17 protein-coding genes are annotated in these 23129 nt (G+C 43.1%); 10 read left to right on the top strand and 7 right to left on the bottom strand.

Annotated elements, in window-relative coordinates:
* Positions 1-797: 797 nt before the first annotated feature.
* The 4 genes from JWG44_RS14440 to JWG44_RS14425 form a co-directional block, all read right to left on the bottom strand.
* Positions 798-1928: an aromatic ring-hydroxylating oxygenase subunit alpha gene (locus JWG44_RS14440; RefSeq protein WP_205275698.1), complete on the bottom strand. Its 1131-nt coding sequence runs from the start codon at positions 1926-1928 to the stop codon at positions 798-800.
* 225 nt (positions 1929-2153) lie between these two features.
* The gene (locus tag JWG44_RS14435; protein ID WP_205275697.1) at positions 2154-3143 is read right to left on the bottom strand and encodes an IPT/TIG domain-containing protein; all 990 of its coding nucleotides are present in this window, start codon (positions 3141-3143) and stop codon (positions 2154-2156) included.
* Positions 3144-3328: 185 nt separating this feature from the next.
* Positions 3329-4135 (bottom strand): HET-C-related protein, encoded by an 807-nt coding sequence (locus JWG44_RS14430; protein WP_205275696.1) that lies wholly within the window; start codon positions 4133-4135, stop codon positions 3329-3331.
* Between the two features lie 207 nt (positions 4136-4342).
* Positions 4343-4897 carry a DUF2721 domain-containing protein gene (locus tag JWG44_RS14425; protein WP_408611984.1) on the bottom strand — a complete coding sequence of 185 codons (555 nt, stop codon included), beginning with the start codon at positions 4895-4897 and terminating at the stop codon, positions 4343-4345.
* A gap of 550 nt (positions 4898-5447) precedes the next feature.
* On the opposite strand from JWG44_RS14425, the gene JWG44_RS14420 reads away from it, so the two are divergent.
* Positions 5448-7364: a sulfatase-like hydrolase/transferase gene (locus JWG44_RS14420; protein ID WP_205275695.1), complete on the top strand. Its 1917-nt coding sequence runs from the start codon at positions 5448-5450 to the stop codon at positions 7362-7364.
* A gap of 883 nt (positions 7365-8247) precedes the next feature.
* Here JWG44_RS14420 and JWG44_RS14415 read toward each other — a convergent pair.
* Positions 8248-10224 carry an LTA synthase family protein gene (locus JWG44_RS14415; protein ID WP_205275694.1) on the bottom strand — a complete coding sequence of 659 codons (1977 nt, stop codon included), beginning with the start codon at positions 10222-10224 and terminating at the stop codon, positions 8248-8250.
* A 349-nt stretch (positions 10225-10573) separates the two neighbouring features.
* Between JWG44_RS14415 and JWG44_RS14410 the strand changes: the two genes are divergently transcribed.
* The 7 genes from JWG44_RS14410 (at position 10574) to JWG44_RS14380 (ending at position 16556) form a co-directional block, all read left to right on the top strand.
* On the top strand, positions 10574-11293 hold the full coding sequence (locus tag JWG44_RS14410) for a TetR/AcrR family transcriptional regulator (protein ID WP_205275693.1): 720 nt from the start codon (positions 10574-10576) through the stop codon (positions 11291-11293).
* Positions 11294-11309: 16 nt separating this feature from the next.
* Positions 11310-12122, top strand: coding sequence for a secretion protein HlyD (locus JWG44_RS14405; protein WP_205275692.1), 813 nt, complete (start codon positions 11310-11312; stop codon positions 12120-12122).
* A complete protein-coding gene (locus tag JWG44_RS14400) occupies positions 12122-13360 on the top strand; it encodes an ABC transporter permease (protein WP_205275691.1) in 1239 nt (412 codons plus the stop codon). The genes JWG44_RS14405 and JWG44_RS14400 overlap by 1 nt, the downstream gene beginning before the upstream one ends.
* Position 13361: 1 nt before the next feature.
* On the top strand, positions 13362-14078 hold the full coding sequence (locus tag JWG44_RS14395; RefSeq protein WP_205275690.1) for an ABC transporter ATP-binding protein: 717 nt from the start codon (positions 13362-13364) through the stop codon (positions 14076-14078).
* A gap of 62 nt (positions 14079-14140) precedes the next feature.
* Positions 14141-15361, top strand: coding sequence for a hypothetical protein (locus JWG44_RS14390; protein WP_205275689.1), 1221 nt, complete (start codon positions 14141-14143; stop codon positions 15359-15361).
* Between the two features lie 174 nt (positions 15362-15535).
* Entirely contained in the window at positions 15536-15730 is a 195-nt protein-coding gene (locus JWG44_RS14385; RefSeq protein ID WP_205275688.1) for a hypothetical protein, read from the top strand.
* A gap of 436 nt (positions 15731-16166) precedes the next feature.
* Positions 16167-16556: a hypothetical protein gene (locus JWG44_RS14380; RefSeq protein WP_205275687.1), complete on the top strand. Its 390-nt coding sequence runs from the start codon at positions 16167-16169 to the stop codon at positions 16554-16556.
* 829 nt (positions 16557-17385) lie between these two features.
* Here JWG44_RS14380 and JWG44_RS14375 read toward each other — a convergent pair.
* Both JWG44_RS14375 and JWG44_RS14370 read right to left on the bottom strand, forming a co-directional pair.
* Positions 17386-18243 (bottom strand): prepilin peptidase, encoded by an 858-nt coding sequence (locus JWG44_RS14375; protein WP_205275686.1) that lies wholly within the window; start codon positions 18241-18243, stop codon positions 17386-17388.
* Positions 18227-19339 (bottom strand): pyridoxal phosphate-dependent aminotransferase, encoded by a 1113-nt coding sequence (locus JWG44_RS14370; RefSeq protein WP_205275685.1) that lies wholly within the window; start codon positions 19337-19339, stop codon positions 18227-18229. Before JWG44_RS14370 ends, JWG44_RS14375 begins: the two co-directional genes overlap by 17 nt.
* Before the next feature lie 156 nt (positions 19340-19495).
* Here JWG44_RS14370 and JWG44_RS14365 point away from each other — a divergent pair, with 156 nt between their 5' ends.
* Positions 19496-22528, top strand: coding sequence for an AAA family ATPase (locus JWG44_RS14365; protein ID WP_205275684.1), 3033 nt, complete (start codon positions 19496-19498; stop codon positions 22526-22528).
* A 103-nt stretch (positions 22529-22631) separates the two neighbouring features.
* Positions 22632-23117 (top strand): SsrA-binding protein, encoded by a 486-nt coding sequence (smpB, locus tag JWG44_RS14360; protein WP_069607876.1) that lies wholly within the window; start codon positions 22632-22634, stop codon positions 23115-23117.
* Positions 23118-23129: the final 12 nt, after the last annotated feature.

Here is a 23129-nt window from a genome sequence, read left to right as displayed (position 1 = left end):
CTCTTCGGAGCCACGACAAAAACCGGATCCTTTCGCAAGGAAGGATCCGGGGTGTTAGGTCACGCTACTTTTTCTGTGTTCAAAGCCTCATGAAAGCCCGGTAAGAAATTGCCGGGCTTTTTTATTTTGAAGGAAGAATCCGGGGTTACTTTTCAGCTTCGCTGAAAGCCAAAGCTCACCGCCTCGCGGTGTTTGGCAATCTCGCTCTCTATGGATCGCTCGATTGGTCACTTCTTTTTCAAATCTTCAAAGCCTCATGAAAGCTCGGTAAGAAATTGCCGGGCTTTTTTATTTTGAGAAAGAAGAATTTTAAAAGTCGCACCCGAGATTCGTTTTCTGCTTCACTGAAAGCCAAAACGCTTCGCATTTGCGTCCATCTCTCTCTAACTCAGCGTCTCGCTTCTTTTGGCGCTCGACAGATCGCGCGCTGGAGTGGTCTCAATCTTAAATCGTGTGGGAACTCTCACACGCGAGAAAATGCGGGCAGGGTAAAACAGCGCCGGTTCAACGAAGATGGCGCATTCGGGACTTTAGAATTTCTTGGTTATTTTCGAAAATTGAAGGACAATTGGGTTCTTTAATTTGTTTGGAAATGAAACTATGTAGGAACTCACACACAACGGATTTTATAACCTATAGTCACATTGTTCGTACACAAAATCTTGTAGGAACTCTCACACGAAGATCAAAGAGTTGCTTACTCTCAAAAAGATTCTTCTGAAAGTAACGGAAAAAGTATCTCGTAAAAAGAATTTGTCAGAAATCTAAAAAGGGAAAAAAACTATAACTTTCATATTTTATTCCGCAGTCTCCAGTGATCGATGAAAGTGAAAGATACCCGGTTCAAAAGAACTCGGAAAGACAAAACCTTCTCTCGTCAGTCCAATTTGAATTTCTTCGGCCAGAGTCAGATCTTCCGAGATCGTTTTAAAAAAGAAATCAGCGTTGTAATTCCAATGACGTTCCATCCTCTGAGTTTTCGCTTTCTGCGGAATCAGAATTGCTTGTGTACAAAGAGTTTTTTCTTTCGAAATCGGTTGAAAGTGAATCATCGCAAAGTGGTCCCGAAAAATAACCAAAATCGTAGAAGGAAATAAAAAATAACTGATAATCAGATCCTTTCTCGCAGGAGTCGATACGTTTCCAAAGGAACGATTCGGAATTAAGATCCTCCCATGTTCTCCGATTGGATCAAAGACGGAAGCGTTCTTTGGGATGACGGCTGCGACCGAATTTTTATGGACAGTCGAGATGTGATAGGATTCCAGAAAAATCTCTACGCCTACTTTCCAATTGTATTTTCCTTCGTTCGTTTTTATCTCATAAGGAACGTATGAATCGAGTTCAAAATTTCTTAACTCATGAAAGACGGGCTCCAAATATTCCAGGGACTTCTTCTGAAAACCGACGAATAAGATTCCCGCGAAGTTGCAAATAGGCAACTCCTGAAGTCCTCTTTCGGGAACCTTACAATCGGATGTAAGCAATTTTCCGTCAAGTGAGTAGGTCCAGCTATGATAAGGACAAACCACTTTTTTTAAAGGTTTTTCCCTTTTTTCAGAAATCAATCTTGTTCCCCGGTGTATGCAGGAATTATAATATGCTCTAAGGAGATTCTTTTCGTCCCTCAAAATAAGGAGATCCCGGTTCCGAATCTTGCAAATAAAGTGATCTCCGGAAGATTGAACTTGGTCTTGAAAACCGGCTACCGCCGCCCTTTTTTCAAAAAGATTTAATTCGGAAGAATACAGTCCCTCGTCTCGGTAAAAGTCCGCTTTGAGAACGGGCCGATTTTCGGCGCGAAGAGATTCTATCGCCGAGATTTCAGGCATTCCAATTTTACTCTGTTTGAGAATACGTTCCAAAACTTCGGTTGAGAAAGGCAGGGACTTTGGTCTGGCTAATTCTGCGGTTTCTTTTTCAAACATCAAAAGGATCCTCGGTTTATTGGAGCGGATAAGAATTTACGAATAAAATAACATTCTACTATTCTAAAGTTTTCTCCTTATTTTTAGTCTGCGTCAATTTTATACCGGAAACCGAAGCCAGCGGGTCGTCTTATTGTTTTTTAGGAATTGAATTATAATAAAGAGGGGAGTTGTGGTCTTAAAAAGGTCTTCCAGCCTGTGGAAAACCCTTTTAAAAAAAGAGGATCAAAGAGGTTGAAAGATCGCTTTGCTTGGATTGGGAGAATCAAAACCTTCCTGTGTACAAGTTTGTTCCGCGTAATCGGGAGTAAATCCGAATCCGTCGATAGAATAATAACTTCTCGTCGTAAGGCCGGAAGCCGATGGATATGTACAACGTCCGGTTCTACCCGCGGCAATTGCGGCTGCGTTTACACTGTTGCACCCGGCAGCGGCGTTGGCCGTGGTTCCAGTTCCCATATAATCGTAACATCTCCTTTGGCTATCGATCTCGTTGAAAGTGGAAGTGGGGGTAATCTGTCCGTTGGCAATATGAGTTTTGAAATTGGTGGCAAGCGCACCGGAAACGAATTTAATTTGGACGATGTAAGTCCCCGCCGTTAAATTCACTTTTTCAAATTCGGAATCGTTCGCCGGGCCCGTCGCGAGCGCAGTGGAGGCGGAAGTCGGAGAGGTAAAGTAGTAAATGTCTAAATTTGCGCCCTGATACCCGAAGATATTGACGATATGATTTCCGTTTGTAGGCGCAGTGAACGTATAAAAACTACTTACGTCCTTGGATGAAACCCTTCCAATGAGTGTGTTTGGCTGATTGAGAGCGACAACGGGCGCCGGGCGATATCGAATCGTTTTGGAAATCACGTTGGAACCGGATTTTGTGATCACGAGTGGAACCGTTTTGTTCTCTGAAATATCGGAAAGGGTCGGCATCGTGAACGTGAGCGTATTCGAATTTGCTAAATTAATCCCGGTCGCGCTGATTCCGTTGACCGTTACCGAATATTGAGAAGCCGTTCCGGAGAAATCGCTTCCAGTAATCGTCGTCGTGCTTCCGGGGATTCCGAGTTCCGGATAAAAATCGGCTATGGTTTCCGAATTCATAACCGCAAACATCATAATCAGCGAAGTCGTATCATCTTCGGTTTCTCCTTTTTTACAATTGATAAGGAAAAACAAAAGAATCGCCGTCTCAATCAGTGCGATTATTTTTTTCATTCAGTAACCCCTTTTCGATATTCACCGTCGAAACGACGGTCTTTCACCAATCTATCAGAGAAGACGAATGGAATGAATCTCGGAAACTACTTAGAAAATCGATGGATATAGGAGTTAATACGGATTGTGCGATCGGAAAAGAAGAATTCTCTCCTACCAGAAATCGCCGAGTTCGAAATTCTATCTTATTCGGTTCTCATCTGGAACGTTGCGTTATTGCAGGAAAAACTCGCCTTTTTTGGAATCAGGCAAAGTTTTAGATTCTTATGATTACTATGATAAGCGTCGACTAAATACCGAGTTGTGTGTTCCACGGCGTGTAATCCGGACCATTCGTGTAGATTGACGTTAGGATTGTTTTCCACCGGGTTTCCGCCTCTAAGAGATTTTTCAGAATCCTTATTGAGACAAAGATGGGTGGCAAAAGGCTGAAAGGATTTCATCTCATCAAAGGAAAGACTCAGACACTCAAGGGCTTCTTCCTCATGATGAATTACCGGCGTAAGATCGTAGTAACCCGTTTGTATCTCGGGTCTGGAAAGCAAAAGCCAGGGTTCTTCCAATGGCGCGATTTCGATCTGATTGGAATGATTTTCCGCCCAATTGCTGTGAGCGTAAAAATCCTGAATGATATGTGTCGCGTGTCCCATATATCGCATCGAGTCCGTAAAAAGGCCCGCCTTTTCGGATTTCGATTTTAAGTTTCTGAGTTCGATTCCGCATCCGAAAATATGGTTGTCATCGCAGTGAAAACCTTCTTCTTCCATAAACTCGGAGTCGGATCGCAGATTTCCTTGAATGATCATTTCCTGGCAATCTGCCCGGATTTCATAACCGGTTTTTTCAGTAAAATCTCGAAACGACTCCTTTAGGATTCGGATATGGTTGTAAGTCCCCGCCGGTCCGAACGCGTTTAGAGAAAACGAAGGCAGGATATCCAAAAATAAGAATAACAACGGCAGTAGGCCTGTGATAGAAAGTATCCGATTCATGAAAGTAAGTAACTGCTTACTTTCTTAGACCCATTTGTTTCAAAAGGTTCGAAAAATTTTTGCGAAAAAATGAATAGTTTTTAGGTAGGAGACAGAATGTTGAGAAAGGAAGAATTAGTTGTTAAATTGTAAAAGGACAAAAGAGGAAAATCCATCCGTTGCCGGATCCCGGCTATGATTCAGGTTCCGGCTTTGGAAAGAATTCGGTTAGGAAGGGGAATTAGAATCGGGGATTTTGCTCCCCAAAAATTCAGTGAGATCGATCAGTCCCTTGATAAATTTCAAATTATAACGGCTCTCATAAAGGAGAAAGATACTCGCGATAAAAAGAAAAACTCCTCCCAAAAGCGCGGTCAAAGTTGCGAACCAGGAGTATTCGGGAGATAACGCTTGAGAAAACGCGAAGCCGAGACTAGAGAGAACAAAAAGGGAAGTGGCGGTGTAAAGAAAAGCCATCGATCTCTGAATAAGAATCGCACGGATTCTTTGGATTCGAAGTTGAGTTTTGAGACTTTCCATTCTTTCAGACGGAAAGAGTAACTTTCCCGCAAGAACTCCTTCGACTTCCGCTTTGAGAAGATTGACCCGATCAAAAATTCTTCCCAAACGGTTAGCGGTGGAAAAAATCAAACTGGCGCACGCGGTAATCATCACGGCTGGTGTGATCATCCCGGTGAGGATATTCGAATTGGAAAGCGATTCAAAGAACACGATCAATCCTTGTCCCGCTCGGCTATTTTGTCCATAAGATTTGAACGTCATTTTTTTCACCCGCTTCGAGTAAAACACGAGAAGAAAATTCTCACCGATCTGTTTTTTCAAAATGGATCCGTTTTTTTTCCTCAAACGCCTTCCCCTTGTTAGGTGAATCAAGGTTTTCTACCGATGGCTTCCGGTCTTGGAAAATGAACAAAGAATGGGTGTCTTTCAGAGCCTGTCCTTTGAGTATAGAGAGCAGGGAAGATTGAGTTCCAAGGAAACTCTAAACATAGAAAAAACGAAGTCGATTTCTTTGAAGATTCGAAGAAAAACGAATTCTTTTTGTCAGTATTTCAATGCCGGTCTCTTGGTTCGCTGGCAAGGTCGATTCTTTATAAAAAACCTACATTGTTTATAAATCCGGAAACGATATGATGAATCGGAGGTTATTTTTCTCATTTGTAGGGAAAAAAACTTGATTTATAGAGGCATTCTAAAAATAACCAAGTAAGCAACTGCTTACTATAAAATGCCAGGAAAGGCTTCCGGATTGGATTCGGAAGAAATATAAAAATTCCTTTTCCGGTTTTCCGATCAAGAATGGGGTGTCTCTTTGTTTTCACTTTTCAAACAGAAATGGAACGTTTTTGTTTCCGATTTCCAATTTAAAATTGCTGCGATTTTTGTGCTTCCGTCCATTATCCTTCTAACGGATTTAGTGATCCGCTGGAAAATCCTAAGTCAAATGGAAAAGCTCCAGTGGTCATATTATCTTCTTTCTTTTCTTTATTCGATATTGATCTACTCGTTTATTCTTCTGACCCTAAACCTTTTTCTGACTTTTTCGAAGAGACGTCTTTACTGGGCTTTTCTTGTTTACATAAGTCTCGGATACACGGTCTGTATCGTCGGCTCTTACGGATATTATTTATATTCCGGCATCATGCCGAACTTTTTCGTATTTTCCTATATTTTTCAGGAACCGTTCAACAGTTGGACCATCTTTAAAGGCGGACTAACGTTCTGGAGTCTGATCGGTTTTGTTCTTCTTTTCTTATTGTTATTCGTAACTCTAAAAGTTGCGTCTTCTTTTCAAAGACCTTCCCGTTTTTTAAAAAGTAGGTTCGTTTCTTTGAGTGTCGTGATTCTTCTTTTTGCGGCTTTTTTTCACAACAACACACGATTTAACGATCAGATCTACGTTTCCGATACGAATTCCATTTCGTTTATCAATCGTAATCTCTATAACATTTTGACCGGCGATAGACTCGGTTCGGCAGGGTTGCAGTCGCGAAATAAACCTCTTCTAAGTCAACGTGCAAATCCTACGAAAATGAATATACTCGTGATCTTGAGCGAAAGTCTTAGAAGAAAGAGTATGGGACTTTACGGATATGAAAGGGATACCACTCCGTTTCTCAAACGTTGGTCTGAAAATCCGGGCGACGGTTCAGTAGTAGTTTTTAAGAACGCCTTCTCGAATTCGAGTTCCACATTAATTTCCGTACCAAGTTTGTTATCTGGAGTTTCGCCGATCCAGCCGGTTTCCTTGACTCATAGCTCCCCCCTGTTTTGGGAATACGGCCAAGCGGCAGGTCTTTCGACGTTTTACATTTCCAGTCACAGTTTTCGCTGGAATAACTTCTCCGGATTTTTTAAAAATGCGGGGATCGATTTTTTATGGAATAAGGAGATCAGCGGGCTCAGCGTTTTTAACGATATCGGAATCGACGATCGTAAAACGGTGGAAGAGTTTGAACTTCATGTGAAAAGTCTCAAAGAAAAAAATCGAAACTTTGCGGGTGTTCTCCATCTCAACACGAATCACTTTCCTTATATCATCCCCGAAGAATCGATCGTATTTCCGATCGGAAAGGACGCTTACGCTCCTTATGATAACTCCGTACATTATTTAGACAAACTTTTGCAAAGTGTATTTCAATTCTTGCGAAAAGAAGGGCTTTCTAAAAATACTCTGGTAATTTTTACTTCCGATCACGGAGAGGGGATTTTCGAACACGATTATATCGGTCATATCGAAAGCAATCATATAGAAACGGTCGCAATTCCGATGATTTTTTATGTTCCGGATTCTTTAAAAAATACCATTCCTTTGGATCGTCTGAAAAAAAACCTGAAGAAAAACGTTTCCAATACGGATTTGATTCCTACGGTGGCCGATATATTAGGAGTTTCTAATCGATCCGAGGTAAAAGATTATCTTTCCAAGTTGGAAGGCCGTTCTCTTTTTTCCAATCTCACCGACGATCGCCGTATTTTTATCGCAAACAATAACGAAACTTCCCTTTATAGAGTCGGTATGAGTTATATCCGAGGAAATCTTCATTATATGCTTCGTCTGAACTCGTTTCCTCCCGATGAGGAAGCTTATGACATTCAAGCCGATCCAAATGAGAAAAGGAATCTTTGGCCGAGTTTAAATTCTGAAAAGAAAAAGGAAATTCGAAAACAGTTAGAGGCTTGTGGGCTTTGTCAGGATTTGTATTCCACTTCTGGAATCAAACTCTGACCCGAAAAACCCGAGAAGAGTATTGAATTCTTTCCTTGTCGATCTCTGCCAAACGCCCCTAAAGAATGCAATCTACGTTGTCCACTTTTTTTGAACGCGTAAAGATTGTTCCGACAAACTGATGCGCCTAAAAATTTGGTGCGGAATTTAAATCTGTCCTCCCAGCGACAAATCATTTAAATCGTAGGATAGAACTGTCGGAACTACGACGATCCTCCGTGAGAAAGTAGCGCGATCCTCTACCTGAGATTTGCGCATAACCTTATCCACAAAGTTGTTTGAATCCTAAGAAAAATCTGTCGTAACAACGACAGCCTTCTGTAAAACGAAAGCTCCGCCCTGCGTAGCGACCCATCGGGAGCTATGCACTGAGTTCCTTGGGGCGCGGGGCGGAAAACTCCGGGTGATTTCCTATATCACAAAATCATAATTTTGCAAGGAATATTCTCTCTGAGAGCTTTTGTAGGAACTATTGCAAAAGCTCTGACGGGGATACTTCTTCATTCTAAATCGCTTTTTTAACTTGTGGGTAAGGTTATGCTGATTGGGTAGTGGTGGCGGGAAAATTCGGAGGATTCTTCTATATCAGAAAATTCTTATTTTCGCGAGTAAAAAGTTTCCCTTTCGTCGGAACTCCGACATAGGATCATGACAGGTTGCATTGATTTCAAAAGGTTTTTGCGTCTTTGCTAAAAATTCTTTTATTGTTCTGTAAAAATATTTATATAAAATTATTATATTATAAAATCATAATTCTCAACACTCAGATTTATCAATCGTAACGGTAGAAACTCCGCCGTAAAATCCTCTTGATTCTTCGATTCTTCCAAACGCTTTTGGAATCAATGCTAAGGACAAGGAGTCCGTAAACCCTCGGAATATTCTAAGGTTTGATTTCCCGAATCAGCTCTGTTTCCGAAGGAAAAACTACGTTTCTGTTTAATAAGTCGTAGCTCAGATTGAGATAGGCCTTCGCCTTCCTGCTCATCTCCTCACAAACGTTCGGATCCTTTTCGCAGAAATTATTTTTTTCACGAGGTGGAATGATATTGTAAGAAAGATCCTCCTTCCCGTCAAAAAATCTCAGATAAAAATGTTCGTTTTCGATCCAGCCGAATAAATTCCCGTAAGCGAAGTATGCGGTTTGGGATCTTCCGGGAGCCAAAAGATTTCTTCCCATCGCTGAAAACGCAACCTTCTTTCCGACAAGACCGAGGATGGTGGGAATCACGTCCAACTGAGATGCTATAGTTTCGTCTAACGCAGGCGCGATTCTTCCGGGAGCGTAGATCAAAAACGGAACGTTCCTATCCTCGTAATAATCCAAATAACGGTGGTGAGTGTGGTCCGCGACAAATACAAAAATCGTATTCTTAAAATAACCGGACTTTTCGGCTTGTGTGATGAAGTTGTGAACCGCCCAGTCGGCGTAGTTGTAGACGTTTAAAAAATCATAGTCTCTCGTTTCCGGGCCGAAGATTCTGAATTTTTCCGAAGGAGTCCGGTAAGGGTAGTGGGTCGTAAGCGTCAGCGCCAATCCCAAGATCGGTTTTTTCGAGTTAGAAATCCGTTCATGCAATAATTGTAATACGTCGGCGTCGTCGTATCCCCAGGCTCCGAGTTTGAATCTTCCGAGTTTTGAGATCTCTTTTTCTCCCATCACCGTATCAAAGCCCCAGTGAGGCATAAGTGTACTTTTATTGTCAAAGCTCAGGTCCCCGCCGGTCACGAAAAAAGTATCGTAGCCCATTCTTTTAAAAATACTTCCGATCCCGGAAAAGTTTCCGAGAACTTGATGGGTTCGAACTACGGTCAAACCCGGGCGATCCGGAATTCCGGTAAGAATGGACATCATTCCGTTTGTAGTTCTTCCACCGGAGGCGATAAATCGATTGTAAAATCTTCCTTTTTTTAGGAGTTGATTGAAGTGAGGCGCCACTTCTTTTCCGTCCACGAGCCCGTCCGAAATCGGACGAATAAACTTTCCGGTCCAATTTTCGAGCATGATCAAAATGATGTTAGGCGGAGTTCCTTGATTGGTTTCTTTTTGAACTCTTAGGATCGGAAACTTTTCGCTTACAAATTCAGCTCCGGGATATTCGATTTCTTTTCGAACAATTTCGACGGCTTCCTCAGTTTCCAGTTTTAAAAATTTAGGAATGGACTGACTTTTCAGATCCATGATGGACGTGAAAACTCCGTTTAACGCGATATTGTTGACGAAGTTGTTTCCGGAGACGATCGCGTTCGTGGCGCGGATCGGAGATTCTTGAATTCCTCCCCGTATCGCGATGATCGAAAGAACCAAAACGATTCCTATGTGTGCCCCGTATGTTTTCCAAGATTCTCTTTTGTATTCGTAAGGATTGTATTTGAGAAAAAGCCAAGTAGAGACCGGAAGAAAGACGAGTAAAAATCCGATTCCTATGATAAACGTGGCCGTGTTTTGTTCTAATGCGGATTTTAAAATCACGCCCAAATCCTTTCCGATAAAGACGAATCCTTCGTAGCCGATATGTTTGTTCGCGTTTTCAAAATAGATGATGTCCGCGATCAAATGTGCGATCATCCAGATTCCCAAAAGAATCGGGGTGTAGCCCCAGAAAAAACGATACGCTTTGAAACGATTCAAAAAAGGAAGAACGGATAAGAATGCAAAAACTCCGAGGGTCATTCCGATGACCGCTAAGTCGAATCGAAAACCCAAAAGAAACGCGACCGCGATTTCGTCCAAAGGAACTCCGTGCAAACGATACCAATAAACCGAAAGAAAGGCAATCTTGTATAAGAGTAGGATGACTGCGAAGTAGACGACGTAACTAAAAATCAATTTGAGATGAGTGGGTATTCGTGGAAACATTCTGGCTCTTTTTATTATTCTCTCGGATATGGGATCAACACAAAGTTGCTGAGTCGAAGCCGATTCTTATAATAAGTAGGAACAAAGGCTGACACTCAAGCCAAAAACGACTGAAATTAGAAACGGATACAAACGAAACCGATTACAAATTGCATACAAAGTTCGTTTATCGATTTTTTTTAGAAGTTTTTTTATGCCGGTCTACGTTCGCTTTTTGTAAAGAATCCACTTTCTTGTTTTCAGGTTTCCGGATTTCCCCGTTTTACTTTTTGGAAAAAAGGGGAAACAATCGCTTTCACGACTTGACAAAAAAGCGTTCCTTGTTATTATGAGTGAGTAATCACTCATCATGGAAGAAATCAAAGAAAGTATAGAACTGGATCCGTCCTGGCCCGAAGGTCAAAAAAAGATTTTTTTGTCGGCGATGGAACTTTTTGCTCAAAAGGGTTTTTCGGCCACAACAACGGGCGAGATCGCAAAAAAGGCCGGAGTTGCGGAAGGGCTGATCTTCAAACATTTTAAGAACAAGAAGGAACTTCTTCTCAGTCTTGCGATGCCGCTTTTGGAAAGTTTTATCGCACCGCTTACGCTCAAACGGCTGAAGGTCATCTTTTCTCTGGACTACGCGACTCTGGAAGAATTTCTCCATGCGGTCTTTGAGGAAAGAATCTCTTTTATTCGAAAGAATAAAAATCTTATCCGTATCGTCGTTCAAGAAGCCATGATCTCTTCTGAAATGCGGGCGATCTTGGAAAGAGTTTTCAAACAAAAACTTGCGCCCTTGATGCTTGAACGTCTCAAAACGTTTCAAGAAAAAGGAATGATCAAAGACATTCCGATCACTTCCGCGTTTCGACTCTTGGCGACCAATCTTTCCGGATATATCCTTCTTACCGAAATTTTTTTCCAACCGGGAGAAGATTGGGAAGGAGAAGTGGAACTAAAAAGGACCGTCGACTTTATCGCAGGCGGTCTTGCTCCTAAAAAAATAGAACCTTCGGTTGTGAATTCGCAAGCGAAGAAAAAGAAAACGTTCCCTAACGTTGCAAAGAAGAAGAAAAAAAAGTAAGCCGGAGTCAGTCAGAATGAAAGTCCTAGTCAACTCGCTCAAATCCTTATTGAGAATTTATAGATCCTTACAACTTCCTTATCGAATATTTTATGCCGCTCTTCCCATGGTTTTGATTCTGCTTTTGTTATATAGGAACAAACCGGAAGCGGAAGATTTCGCGATCAAAGGTCCGATCTCGGAAAAGGCCTATGGATTAGGAACCGTTCATTCTTTGGATACGTTTCGTTTTCGAGTCGGCGTCCCGACTAAGGTTGCCAAAGTTTTTGTATTAGAAGGCGACGAGGTGTTTCCCGGTCAGAATCTTTTGCAGCTCGAAGGTCTTTCCACCATTCGATCTCCGATTCGAGGAATCGTTTCCGACGTCGGCTACCACGAAGGCGAGGTCGCGTTTCCAACGATCCAAGCCGTCGAAGTTTTGGGGGTCGGTTCTAAATATCTAATCGTCGCTTTGGACGAACAGATTCTTCTTTCGGTAAAAAAAGGACAAACCGCTTTTATTCGTTTCGAAGGAAAGCCAAACGATACGATCCAAGGAAAAGTGCAGGGAACTTTTTCCCACGCCGGACAATTTTTTGCGAGAATCGAAACTTCCCGTTTTCCGGAAGGAGTTCTTCCCGGAATGACCGCGGACGTCGCGATCGAGATCGGTACAAGGGACAACGCGGTTTTGGTTCCTAGAAAATACGAAAAGAAACATAAAATTGTAATATTCAGAAACGGTAAATCTTCTTCCGTCTCTTTTACTCCGGGACTCAGGTCCGAACGGTATATAGAAGTCAAAGAAGGCGATATCCGACCGGGAGATCAAATCTCCGAGGCGCCCTAATGTTGTTTATCGCGCTCAGACAGATGCTCGTCAGGGGAAAACAGACCTTGACGACTCTTTCCGGAATCGTTTTGGGAACGGCGGCGTTTATCATCATCTCCGGTGTTTTACTCGGATTTCGGGGATATCTCATCGATCAACTGATCAACGCGGACTGTCACGTTCGAATTTCTCCAAGACAGGAGATCATCCAAGCGAATTCCATGGACGATCTTTTTCCCGGAGAAAACGTATTCTGGCTTTCGCCACCTTCCGGAAAACGAGGTTCCACACATTTGAATCAGGCGAGTCTTTGGTATGAAAGACTCGATCGGGACCCGGAAGTGAAAGCGTATTCTCCGCAGGTAAGCGGAAGGATTTTTTTGTATTCCGGTTCCAATCAAGAAGCCGGAAAGATCGTAGGAATCATTCCATCGAGACAGATTCAAATCACCCCTCTTGCGGAATATATCACGGAAGGGAGTGTGGAATCTCTCTCCGCAGGAAACCGACTGATCCTGGGCGACGGACTTGCGAAACTTTTGGGATTGGGACTCAACAAAACGGTCTGGATCACGGCGGGTTTGCAGCAAAAAACTCCGTTTCGTATTTCAGGAATTTTTCGTTCCGGAAACAAGGCCTTGGACGACAGCATCGCCTACGGATTGTTATCCGAAGTTCAACAATTGACGGGGCAATCCGGAATGATCACCGACATCGCGGTGCGACTCAAAGACGTGAATCGTTCGATCCAAAAAGCGGAAGATTGGAAAAGTTTTGGTGAAGACAAAATTCTAAGCTGGCAGGAAGCCAATTCGAGCTTTTTTGCGATCTTTAAGCTGCAGGACGCGATCCGTTATTCCATGACCGCTGCGATACTCGTTGTCGCCGGATTCGGAATATACAATATTCTGAATGTAATTATCAACCAGAAAAAAAGGGAAATTGCGATTCTTCGTTCCATCGGATTTAGGCCGAAAGAGGTTTTGATGATCTTTTTGATGCAAGGAGTGATCCTCGGAATCGCAGGAGGAATCATCGGTCTCATCGTTGGATTCTTAATCTGCTTGAGAATCGAATCCCTTCCTTTTACCAATCCTTTATTTTCTTCGGGAGCGAATACGATGGTGGTATCTTTTGCGCCTTCGATTTATTTTCAGGCGTTTTTACAATCTATGGTCGCGACCTTGATTGCGAGTTGGATCCCCGCGAGGTCCGCGGGAAAACTTTCTCCGATCGAGATTATAAGGGGAGAATAGGATGCCGATCGCGGTTCAAAATGGAATCTCAGTTTTTAATCTTCAGAAGACGTTTGGAAACTCGGAAATTATCAAAGGAGTCAGCTTGGATATCGAAGAGGGCGACTACGTTTCTTTGACCGGAAAGTCAGGTTCCGGAAAGAGTACTCTCCTTTATATGATCAGTTCCTTGGATCCTCCGAGTCAAGGCGCCATTCATATCGACGGAGAAGATATTTATCGGATGAAGGAAGAGGAAATCCACGAGTTTCGAAACAAAAGAATGGGATTTATCTTTCAATTTCACTATCTTCTTCCGGAATTCAGCGCGCTCGAAAACGTTTTGATGCCGGCGAGAAAGGCGGCTCTTTTGAACGAACACCAAAGTTATGCGGAACACCTCTTGGAAGAATTCGATCTCAAAGACAGGATGAACTATCGTATCAATCGTCTTTCCGGAGGTCAGGCTCAGAGGGTTGCGATCGCAAGGGCCCTCGTGATGAATCCCAAATATATCTTTGCGGACGAACCCACGGGCGCGCTCGATTCCGCGAACACAAAAGTGGTGATGAACATTCTCGCGAAGGTAAATCGAGAGAGAAATACGACGATCGTCGTGGTGACACACGACCCGGATTTTGCCGCAAAAACCAAAAGACAGATTCATCTGGTGGACGGAAGAATCGTTTCCGGCAAGGAATGGGAGGCGATCCAGAAGGTTTCGAAAGGAGGGCGCTGATTATTTGAATTTGAGAAAGTTTTGAGATAGGCCGTACGGAAGCGATATTAAATTCTACTTTCATGCTATGGAAGTTTCCTAAATTTAAGTCGGGCCAGCTGAGGAGATGGGAATATCTGCTCCCCACGGGATCCGCAAAGGAAACCGAACAGACAGCGAAAAGAATCATCAGCGATTCTTATCTTCCGAAGATGTCCACACCCTTTCTCAAAGTTCTCCCGGGGAAAATTTTACTCGAAAATGCAAACTTCCGCCAGGCGCTCGAACTTTTGGTGAGAATCCCCTGGGTTCGGGACTTCAGACTCAATCTGGGGATGTATCCCCTCAAACGTTCTTTTGATTTTAAAGAATTTGAAAACTCTCTTCGTAAATCCGAAATTCTTCCGGCCGATTGGGATCTTCTGTTTCATCCTCAGGTAAAAGGTGCAACCGAATGGACCCCCGAGGATCTAAGGAGACTTTGGGAAACGGAACACACGAATCCCGCAAACGGAAAAAGGACGACCGAACTCAGCGCGATGATCATGGACGACGAGATCGTGATGAACGTTAGTCTCGCCGGAGAACCCCTCAATCAAAGGGGAAAGTTCAAACCGCTTTCCAAGTCGGCGCCGATCCGGGAGGATCTCGCGAGATTTTTAATTCAGAGAATGCACAAGATTCTTCCCAATCCGGACGCCGTTTTTGTTCCCTTTGCCGGAACGGGAACCTTGATCCGAGAATCCGTGGATTCTATCTTTGGAGTCGGATTTCCTCATTATCAGAGAACTTTTTTGTTTCAAGACATGGGAGAATTTCCCGAGTCTACTTGGGACTTTCTCAAAAAGAAAACCCTAAAACCTCCGGGTAAAAATCCGATCGCGGTTTGGTGGAATGAACTCAACGAAGAGACCTTTCAATACACTTTAAAAAGAATGGAACAATATCAAACTTTTCTAAAGGATTCTGCGATTCAAGACTTGGTTTCGATGCAACAGTGGCAAGGGGATTTTTTTACGGGTTCTCCAAACGAGATCTGGGAAAGCGTAGGCAAGCCGAAACGGATCTGGATGCCCCTCAATCCTCCTTACGGTTTGAGAATGGAAGCCGGTGCCACCAATACGTTTTACAAAAAGTTGGGGGAAAAGCTCAAACTTTGGTGGGAACTCCCCGTTGAAATCAGCGGATTGATTCTTTGTCCTGACGAGGATTCTTGGTCCATTCTCAATCGAAATATGGGAATCAAAACTGATACCATCCACGTAACTCACGGAGGAGTGGATCTGAGGGTCGTTTATTTTTAGAGAGAGTTTTTTTTGAAACGAAGTCCGTTTCAAGTTTTAAAACTTCACAATCCGACAAACCTCAAGGGCCCTTGTTTCTTCAGAAGATCTTGTCGCGAAAAGCCGCAATCGGACTTCAAGTGCGCCTAACGTAAAATTTTCAAAAAAAATCTTCTCAAAAAGTTTTATTCGAGGATGGAACGTTTTAGGAGAATTCAAAAAATTCTAAAACAGTTTTTGTCTTTGCTCCTAAAAAGCGGAATCTTTCAGTTTTCTAAAAAGCCGATTCTGGTCGATCGATTCTCACAAAACGATCCTAACTTTTCTCGGGTGAATCTTTCGACTACGAAAGACGTTTTAAAAAGTTACAAAGATTTAGAAAATTCTTAAAAAAATATCGGGAACCGAAAGAACTTTCTCCCCAACCTCCAAGAAAATCATATTCAAAAAACGTAACCTTTCCGAGCGGAAACGCGAAGAGGCATTCGTGAACAGAAACGATTCTAAATTATAAATAAGAGATTTGAATTCGCTCTGATTTCTTTTTTTAGGAATTCGATTTTCGCTTTCTCTTTGGAAAGTTTGTAAACTCGGAGCCCTTGAAAACCGTAAAACTCAGTCCGAATTCTTTCTTTTAATTTGAACAAAAATATTGTTCTTTACAGAAATATGAGTCAATGATCTAGAATTCATGGCATATTTAAAGTATATATGCCTTTTGTGTCTTTAGGGATAGAAGAATGGTTTCGCTTAACGTAAAGATTTCCCGGGCGGCCGGTGTGTTCTCGGCTTCGGAAGAATCTGAATCTAATGTGAGGAGTTGGTTATGATTGGAATCTGGGGAACTGAATCCAGTGTATTCTTATACGTGCTCGTTGCGTCGACATTCTTTGTGTTTGCGCTTCCCATGTTTTTGGTCCCGCTTCGGTGGGCCGCCGTTTTGGGTTGGGAGATTCCGGCTCAAGGAAATTTGTCCATTTATTACGGACGTTGTCTCGCAAGCGTAATGAGCGTTCTTTGTTATATGGGTTTTGTCGCGGCGGGAGACAGAAGTGTACAGCCGTTTTACTTTAATATTCTTTTGGGATGTTTTGGTTTGATGGTGATCGTCCACGCTTATGGAGGTATTCGAAGAATTCAACCTCTCAGCGAAACGATCGAGACCGGTTTTTGGTTGATCCTCTTTTTCTGCGGACTCTTTTTTTATCCGATCTAAGAGAGTTCCGGCTTGTAGTCCGACAGAGATTGTTTTGAGAAAATGTTCTGAGTCGGACTTTGAGTTCATTTTGGGGAATCCGATTCTTATTTACAAGTTATTCAGACTCCAAGAGAAATGTCAGTCGGAACTACGACGGCTCTTCCGTGAAAGTCGGCGGGTTCTGCCCTGCGACGATAACCTTACCTACAAAGTGGACTGAATCTTAAGAAAAATTTGTCGTAACAACGACAGTCCTCCGTGAAACGCGCGCCCCGCCCGATTTTCGGGTGGAGGGGCGGGTGGCGGAAAACTCCGGGTGTTTTTCCTATATCACAGAATTATAATTTTGCAAGGAAAAAATCCCATGTAGGAGCTCCTAAAAAGTCCTTCCGTGTAAGACAATTTTCGTGGCGGCTCCTCCCAAACTTGTGGGTAAGGTTATGCAAATCGGGTGGCGGAAAACTCCGGGTGATTTTGCTCTATCACAAAATTCTACTTCTTGCAAGTAAAAAGTTTAGAATGTAGGAGCTCACACAAAGATCCCGTATTTGCAAGGAGAATTCTTCCCGTCGCAGTTCCGACAACGATTTCCATTCGGACGGTCTTGCTCGTTTTGTCAACCTCGGCAAAACTCCCGAATCGGAAGACTCAATTCTCAAAACAGTTCTTCGAAGGATCGTCGATCTATTGTTCGATTTAACGGTCATTCTCCGCACGAATAAAAAAAGGAAGCATAAAAGAGGTAAACAATTCTGTTAAAATAGTGAATCAGAATATTCTAAAATACGAATGTATCCTTTGGTTTTTTTTCAGCGGCCGTCGCCGGTTTTTGAAACGGATCCCTTTTTTATTGCGGGTTCTGGTCCGAAAAACCGGAAAAAAAAGAAAAAGAAAGAAGTCCCGATTCGAAAAGGATCTTCCCAAAAAAAGTAAACAACGTTCCCAGACCAAAATACAAACCCATGGGAATCGGCTTTTTTCTCAGACTTTCTCCCTTCTTTCGAAGAACGATCGTAAACAAAACCGCAGGAATATAAGAAGCGTTTAAAAAAAACATCCACCAAGGATGCCCCGCAATCATCCCAAAAACCGGCGCGAAGAGAACGTCTCCAAATCCGATTCCTCCCGGAAAGAAAAAGAAAAGGAGAAGAAACGCTCCCAAAAAACCTCCGAACACAAAGAGCTCATTCCAACCCGGAAGTTTTCCGTTTAAGAGAAAAACCGCGGCGAATCCGAAAAAAACAATCCAAGGAAGATTCTCGTAATCCAAAGAAAAATGGTAAGCGTCGGTCAGACAGGAAATCAAAAGATGGCCGCATAAAAACAAAAATACAAAACTGAACGTTATATTTTGGGTAAGAACAAAACAAAAAACAAAAACACAAAAAAAAGAAAATTCCACAAGAGGAAAGATCGGAGGAATCGGTTGATTACATTTTTTGCATTTACCTTTTGTGATCAGATAACCGACTACGGGAAGCAATTCCGGATAACGGACCTCCTTTTCACAATGGTCGCAGGCGCTTGGAGAAGTGAAGATTCTCCTCCACTTCTCCCGAAAAGAAAGGGACTTTCTTTTTTTGCCGTAATAGTATTCTAAGATTCTATATCCGAGGGTAACGTAAAAACTTCCCAAGGAAGCCGCGCCAAAACTTCCGAATGCAAAAAGGATCCAAAAACTCAACGGATCAAGCGAGTGAGACAAGCGCGGACATTCCCTTCTTTAGATTCTCCCATTCCGATGCGAAACTGATCCGAATGTGGTTTTTGGAATCCGCAAAGATATAACCCGGAACTAAAATCAGTTCTTTCTCTTGAATCGCCCTTAGGACAAAATCATCGTCCTTTTCCTTGATTTTGAAAAAGAAGTAGAACGCACCTTCGCTTTTTTCGACTTCGTAATGATCCTTCAAAGAATCATAGACAAAATCCCTTTTTTCTTTGTAGTCCGCTATGTAGGAACTCATATCCGTCTTCAAAGCCTCGAGTCCCATCCACTGAGTGACGGAAGGCGCGCAGACGATCGTGTATTGTTGCAGAGTAGTTAACGCTTTTATAATAGGTTCCGGCGCGAGAATGGAGGACAAACGAAGCCCCGTCATACTGTAAGTTTTAGAAAAACCCGAAAGTGTGATCGCCTTCTCGTAAAAAGAACCGGCGGAAACAAACTTCTTATCATAGTCGAAAAGTTCGTAGATCTCGTCCGAAATCAAATAAGCTCCCGTCTTTTCAGCGAGTTCTGCGAGCGCTTCCAGTTGTTTTCTGGAAAGAATTTTACCGGTAGGATTGGAAGGAGAAGAATAAATAATGATCTTCAGTTTTTTCTTCGAAAATTCCTTTAAGTCTTCCGGTTCGAAGGATTGATGCACCGTGTTCATCTTTCCTCCGTAGATTTTGATATACGCAGGATACATCAAAAAATGGGGGGTGACGACGAGACATTCGTCTCCTTCGTTTAACAATGCGTTGAATAGGAGTAAAAAGGCGGAGCTGATTCCCGAAGTGACCAAAATTCTTTCGGGCGTTGCGTAGGAGATGCCGTTAGTCGTCTTGTATTTTTCAGCAAGCGCCGAACGAAGTTCCGGAATTCCTCCGGTGAGAGTGTAAGCCGTTTTTCCGTCTTTGAGAGCCTTACATCCGGCTTCTATGATATTTGCGGGACAAGGAAAATGAGGCTGGCCTATGGAAAGGTTGATCGGATTTTTTAAACTTCCCGCGAGTTCGAACGCTTTGCGGATCGCGGAAGTGTCGAGGCCTTGGATTCGATTTGCTAAAACATATTCTAATGGATTCTGACTCATACTAGATCCTTTTTGAAATTTCCATCGGAGAGAACTACCGCAAAACGGTCTTCTCAAAAGAATCATCTCGAAAAGTTGATTTGATAGTCAAACAATTCAAACTATAATTTCGGGAATTCAGGTTGCCAGAGGATTCTATCCGAGAAACTTTGAGTCATGGAAACCGTAAAAATCGCCGGTCTGAATGTTCCCGTTTCCAAGTCGGGAATCAACACAGGAAGTCTTGGATCCGATCTCGTTGAGACCGATTCCACAGTTCGCAATCTATCCAATATTCTCTATCCTCTTCTCGAAGGAAAACCGGTGCTCCTCGTGGGCGACGCCGGAGTGGGAAAAAACGCTCTCATCTATTATATCAACTTTATGAGAAAACATCCGACTTCTCGTTTTAGTTTTAACGAGGACACACTTCCGGAAGATCTCATCGGTTCGTATCGAATTCTCATGGATGGGCAAGGTTTTGCCTGGTCGGACGGGCCTCTTACTGCGGCGATTCGTTCGGGCCAGAGTTTTGTCGCCGACGAGATGAACCTCTGTCCTCCGCATATCATCAAACGATTCTCCACCGTTTATGAGTCCGCCTATTTGGAGTTAATCGAAGGAGACGGTTCGAGAATTTCCTGCGGTGAAGGTTTTAATTTTATTGGAACCCAGAACCCATCCGAAGGTTTTGAAGGAAGAAAACCGCTTCCTTTCGACATCACACGATTTTTCTCCGTCGTTTTTATCGATCCTCATACTCCGGATGAGATTCTTTTTATTTTGAAAAAACTCTATCCCGCTTTGAGTCCATCCCTTCTTCAATCCTGCATTCGTATTTCTCTGGAAACGGAGAATCGTGTGATCACCGGAAAACTCGGAAAGGGTGATCTGGAAAAATATCACTTCAACATTCGAAATCTCAAAAAACTGTGTAACAGAATTCTCGGATTAAAAGCGGAAACGAGCGAACTTCAGTTTCGCGAATTCTGGAACTTCTACGTCGAACCCTTCCGTAAAAAAGAAGACAGAGACGTTCAGGTCGAACTTTTGTTAAACGAAACGGGACTCAAGATGGCTCCCGAACTTCCGGAACCGACCTTCCAAGTTCATAAAGGATTTTTATACTGCAACGATAAGGCGTTTCCGGTCGTGGATGAAAACAAAGCGAAGAATCTTTTGAGCAGCGTTCCTCTTCCTTTAAAACTCCGCGAATTCTCCGAAAAGATTTTTACCGCAGTTCAGTTTCAAGAAAATGTTTTGATCGAATATTCGGAAGAACAGGATCCTCAGATTCTTCTTCCTCTCTTCACTGAAATTTCCGGTCTTCCTCTGGAGACGGTGAGTTTGTGTAAGGGAATTCACACTTCGGATATCATCGGAGCTTTAAAACCGATCAGCGGTTCCAAGGTGGATTGGGTCGACGGTCCTCTCACTCGTGGAATCCGGGAAGGCGGAAACATTCTTATCACAAACTTAGAAGCCGCCGGAGCCGAACTCGTAGAAAAATTGAATATGCTCACGGACGACGCGAGATCTCTCACACTTCCTCCCGAAGCAGGAAGAACCGAACCGATCCAGTTGACAGGCGATTCCCGCATCTTCGCTCTCAAACTTTTTAGAAAGTCGAAGTCCACCGCGACGATCTCCCGCGCGTTTCGAAATCGTTTTACGAGTGTTTTGTTTCCGGATCTCGAAGACGAATCCACGTTAACCGAAATTCTTTCCTTCTATCTTCCCGGTAGCAGTCTGATCTCGAAGATGGTGACCTTTCACACAAAGATCCGCGATCTCGCAAAAAAAAGAACCATCGGTTCGGCGAATCTTTTACCGTATCTTTTCGGTCTTTCCAATCTTCTTTTTTGGAAGGATCATATTCTTCGTTATGCGGATGAAAAAACGGGAGAAGCGGGTCTGAAAGAAACCGCAGTCCGAGGCGGTAAGATCGCTTATACAAATCAGATCGCCGATCCGAAAGAAAGACAGGAGCTCGAAAAAATCTTAGATTTCCAAATGTCAGGCATCGAGATCGAATCCGACTTCTTCAAGGTTCTTGAGGATAAGAAAAAAAAAACTCTAACAACGGCCACAGACATTGAGAAAAAACGTTGGTGGAATCCCGAACTTCATAAAAGAGAAGCGTTAACCGGAAAGGCCAAACTTCTCAACTCGGGCAACCCTCTCAAACGTGGAATTGAAATCGACACTCCGGAAACCGGAGGCCAGATGAAGGAAGGCGCCGACGCTTGGTATGGGCAGGACACTCGAGGCAACAAAGGCCAAGGTGAACCCGCCGGAGGAGGCGGGGCCTGGGGTTATCGCACCGAAGAACTCTACAAACAATTTCTTGCCAAACGGAAAATTCTCTGGGAATACTCGATCCAAGTTTCTTTAAAAGAATTTAAGGAAGTTTTTGGTCAGAGTTTGGAAGACATCGAACTCAATCTCGATCGTCTTTTTGATCCCGAGATCGACATCACTAGAATGTATCGAAACGAAGGAAATCGTATCGATACTCGGAAATATATTTCATTCTTATCCGGAAGAGGGGACTCGAAGGTTTTTGATCGTACGATCATCGATAAAAACGAGGAAAAACTCAAAGGTGTGGAAGTCGCGTTTCTCGTCTCCAAGTCGAGAAGGATCTTCAACTTCGAATACGCGGTCGCCGTAATCTCGGCGATGCTTTCTTCCGCTTATATTCTCAAAGAACACGAGGTGGATTTTTCGATCCACGCCTATTCGGATCGAAACAATAAGAAGGATCGAATCGATCTTGTTCCGATCAAACGTCTCGACGAGGAATACGACGAAGCCAAAGAAGAGGAAATGTTCAATTATCTCAGAACTGACTGGCAGGGAGACTCCGTAGAAGAGTATCAACTTCTCGAAAAAGTAGAATCGTACTTTTCGCCAGAGGCACAGACGAAAATTGTGGTAATGATCTCCGATTTTCGGGGACAAAGGGGAAAGGCAGAAGTTTCCGACGAAATCAATTCTCGGGACAACCGCAAACTCCACGCCGAAATTCTGAAAAACCAGAATCGGAACTACGTCTTTCTGGGAGTCGGTCTCGGAAGACGATACATAGCGGAACATCTGTTTCAGGATTCCATCCAGATCACTTCGGATAATTTTTACAATATGCCCAACTTGATCGGGACCGAACTAGGCAGATTGATTCTCACTCATCACAGTATGAGAAATTAATCGGAATTCGACGTTCTTCGGCGCTGAAATCCGTTAGGGACCGCCGAATCTAGAATCGATGCAAATCAAAAAACCGTCCACGAAGTCGGTTTAACAAAGTAAGATGGCAGACAAAAAAGAAGAATCCGGGCATTCGCCCTTGGTCAACAAAAAGGCCAAGTTCAACTTCGAATTGATATCATTCATCGAAGCGGGCATCGTTTTGACCGGATCCGAAGTCAAAAGTCTTCGTGAAAAAAAAGGGAATCTTACCGACGCCTTCGCCAAGATCAAAAACGGCGAAATCTTTTTAGAAAATTTTTCCATTACTCCGTACAAAAACGGAGGTTACGCAAATCATCCGGAGATCCGAGCTCGAAAGCTTCTTCTGCATAAGAGGGAAATCGAAAAGTTGGATCGTCAGGTAAAAGAAAAGGGTTTGGTTCTCGTCGCCACAAAGGTCTATTTTAAGAATAACCTTCGAGTTAAGGTGGAGATCGCCGTCGCCAAACCGAAGAAGATACACGATAAACGGGATGACATGCAGAAAAAAGACGCACAGCAGGAAATCGCTCGCGCCTTAAAATCTTCCAATCGTTACGATTCTTAGGAAGTATCAATT

The sequence above is a fragment of the Leptospira ainazelensis genome (assembly GCF_016918785.1).
GTDB lineage: Bacteria > Spirochaetota > Leptospiria > Leptospirales > Leptospiraceae > Leptospira > Leptospira ainazelensis.
Note: the sequence above shows the minus strand (reverse complement) of the source record. Positions and strands in the feature narration are given on the sequence as shown.